The sequence below is a fragment of the Planktosalinus sp. genome (genome assembly GCF_059864935.1).
In genome coordinates this window covers 1-2,224 of sequence record NZ_JCBCCK010000179.1, presented here as the reverse complement: position 1 = coordinate 2,224, position 2,224 = coordinate 1, and the positions used below count along the sequence as shown (strand labels likewise).

Annotated in this window: 3 protein-coding genes; 1 reads left to right on the top strand and 2 read right to left on the bottom strand. The window is 40.6% G+C overall.

Annotation, left to right across the window (positions count from 1 at the left end; all coding sequences use genetic code 11):
* Positions 1-855: tyrosine--tRNA ligase (tyrS, locus tag AC6F75_RS06665; protein WP_500714177.1), on the bottom strand; the 855-nt coding region annotated here is incomplete at its 3' end.
* A 77-nt stretch (positions 856-932) separates the two neighbouring features.
* Between tyrS and AC6F75_RS06660 the strand changes: the two genes are divergently transcribed.
* Complete coding sequence (locus AC6F75_RS06660; RefSeq protein WP_500714176.1) at positions 933-1,940, top strand: NAD-dependent epimerase/dehydratase family protein; 1,008 nt, start codon at positions 933-935, stop codon at positions 1,938-1,940.
* On the opposite strand, the gene AC6F75_RS06655 is transcribed toward AC6F75_RS06660, so the two are convergent.
* Positions 1,937-2,224 (bottom strand): DUF4296 domain-containing protein (locus AC6F75_RS06655; protein WP_500714175.1); only part of this gene is annotated, 288 nt, incomplete at its 5' end. The genes AC6F75_RS06660 and AC6F75_RS06655 overlap by 4 nt on opposite strands.

Sequence of the window (2,224 nt, the reverse complement as noted above, 5' to 3'; positions counted from 1 at the left end):
CAGGGTTTCGATGTCTTCTTTGGATATAAAAGTAAAAATCTTGATGTATTTTTCGGCGTCTTCATCGCTGGTGTTTAGCCAGTATTGGTAAAACTTGTAAGGCGAAGTTCGTTCAGCATCCAGCCAGACATTACCTCCTTCGGTTTTACCGAATTTTGTCCCATCTGCCTTGGTAATCAGCGGGCAGGTGAGTGCATAGCCTTTTCCGCCACCAATTCTTCTAATGAGTTCGGTGCCGGTGGTGATGTTTCCCCATTGGTCGCTTCCGCCCATTTGGAGCGTGCAACCTTTTGAGTTGTATAAATGCAAAAAGTCATAACCCTGAACAAGCTGGTAAGTAAATTCAGTAAACGACATACCTTCTTTGGCATCGCCGGAAAGGCGTTTTTTTACAGAGTCTTTGGCCATCATATAATTTACGGTAATGTGTTTGCCCACATCGCGGATGAAATCCAGAAATGAAAACTCCTTCATCCAGTCGTAATTATTGACCAAAACAGCTGCATTGTTTTTATCACTCTCAAAATCCAAAAACCGTGATAGTTGCTTTTTCAGTGCTTCCTGATTGTGTCTTAATGTGGCTTCATCAAGCAAATTGCGTTCTTCAGACTTTCCGGAAGGATCGCCAATCATACCGGTTGCGCCGCCAATAAGCACTACAGGTCTGTGTCCGCATTGCTGAAAATGACACAGCATCATCACACTCACCAAATGACCAATGTGCAGCGAATCTGCCGTGGGGTCGATGCCCACATAAGCTGAGCGCATTTCTTCAAGTAAATGTTCCTCGGTTTCGGGCATGATGTCCTGAATCATTCCGCGCCATTGCAATTCTTCTACAAAATTTTTGAGCATCTGAAAAAAGTTTTTGCAAAGATAGATTTATCGGTTTAAAGATGAAGCAGAAATTTAAAAAAGAGTATTTTAGTACAATGAATCTAATAACCGGAGGTACAGGTCTTGTTGGGGCACATTTGATGTATTTTTTGCTTCAGGATGGGCAAAAAGTAAGGGCAATTCACCGTAAAAACAGCAACCTGAAAGCTGTCTTACAGGTTTTTGGCTATTATACTTTAGAAGCTCAAAGCCTTTTCGACAAAATAGAATGGGTGGAGGCCAACCTCAATGACATTCCTGCATTGACCAAAGCTTTTCAGGGTGTTGATTATGTTTATCACGCCGCGGCTTATGTTTCTTTTGACCCCAAAAATTTCAATAAACTAAAAAAATCAAATATTGAAGGAACCGCCAATGTAGTGAATCTTTGTTTGGCCTTTGGCGTAAAAAAACTTTGTCACGTAAGCAGTATAGCCGCCATTGGAAAATCAGAAAATGAACCCATACACGAAGAAATGCCCTGGAATCCGGACGATGACAATAATGTATATGCCATTTCAAAATATGGTGCCGAAATGGAAGTCTGGCGGGGCACTCAGGAAGGACTGGAAGCAGTGATTGTAAACCCCGGAGTAATTATTGGCAGCGGATTTTGGGACAAAGGAACCGGAGTGATATTTAAGAGAGTTTACAAAGGGCTGAATCATTACACCACCGGTGAAATGGGCTTTGTAGGTGTGGTGGACGTGGCAAAAATTTTGATAGCCCTAATGAAAAGTCCTTTCAAAAATGAACGATACATAATCGTGGCTGAAGATACATCCTATAAAAACCTGCTGAGTAAAATTGCCGAAGCTTTTGGCAAAAAGCCACCTCAAAAAGAATTAAAGCTGTGGATGTTGCTGCTGGCAGCAAGCGCAGATGCCTTTAGAAGTGTTGTGACAGGAAGCAAACAAATGCTCTTTAAAAGTACAGCAAGGGCCATAGTTGTAAAAAGGAAATACAGCAATTCTAAGATTAAGGAAGCACTCAATTATAAGTTCAGGACACTTGATGAAACTGTCAATGAAATAGTAAAAAACTTCAGGAAAGATAATCCTTAATTCAGACTGTCAGTTCTTACCGGTTTTACCATTTGCAAAACGGCGGGCTTATCAGATTCATCAAAAATTTTCTTTAATCTCAATGAATCTTCCACAATTTTGATCGAATCCTGCCGTCTTTTCTCTCTGGCAATAAGGGTGTCGACTTCAGTTTTTTTGTTGTCCAGAAACTCTTTTACCCTAATGTGAATGCGCTCATAAGCGTTGATATCAGTTCCGTAAAAAACATTGCTTTTTTCAAACTGAATACTGTCGATGTTATGCTTGTCATAAATGAACTCATG

Excerpts from the sequence above, each read along its gene's own strand:
- AC6F75_RS06660 (WP_500714176.1), top strand. The coding sequence starts at position 933 with ATGAATCTAATAACCGGAGGTACAGGTCTTGTTGGGGCACATTTGATG.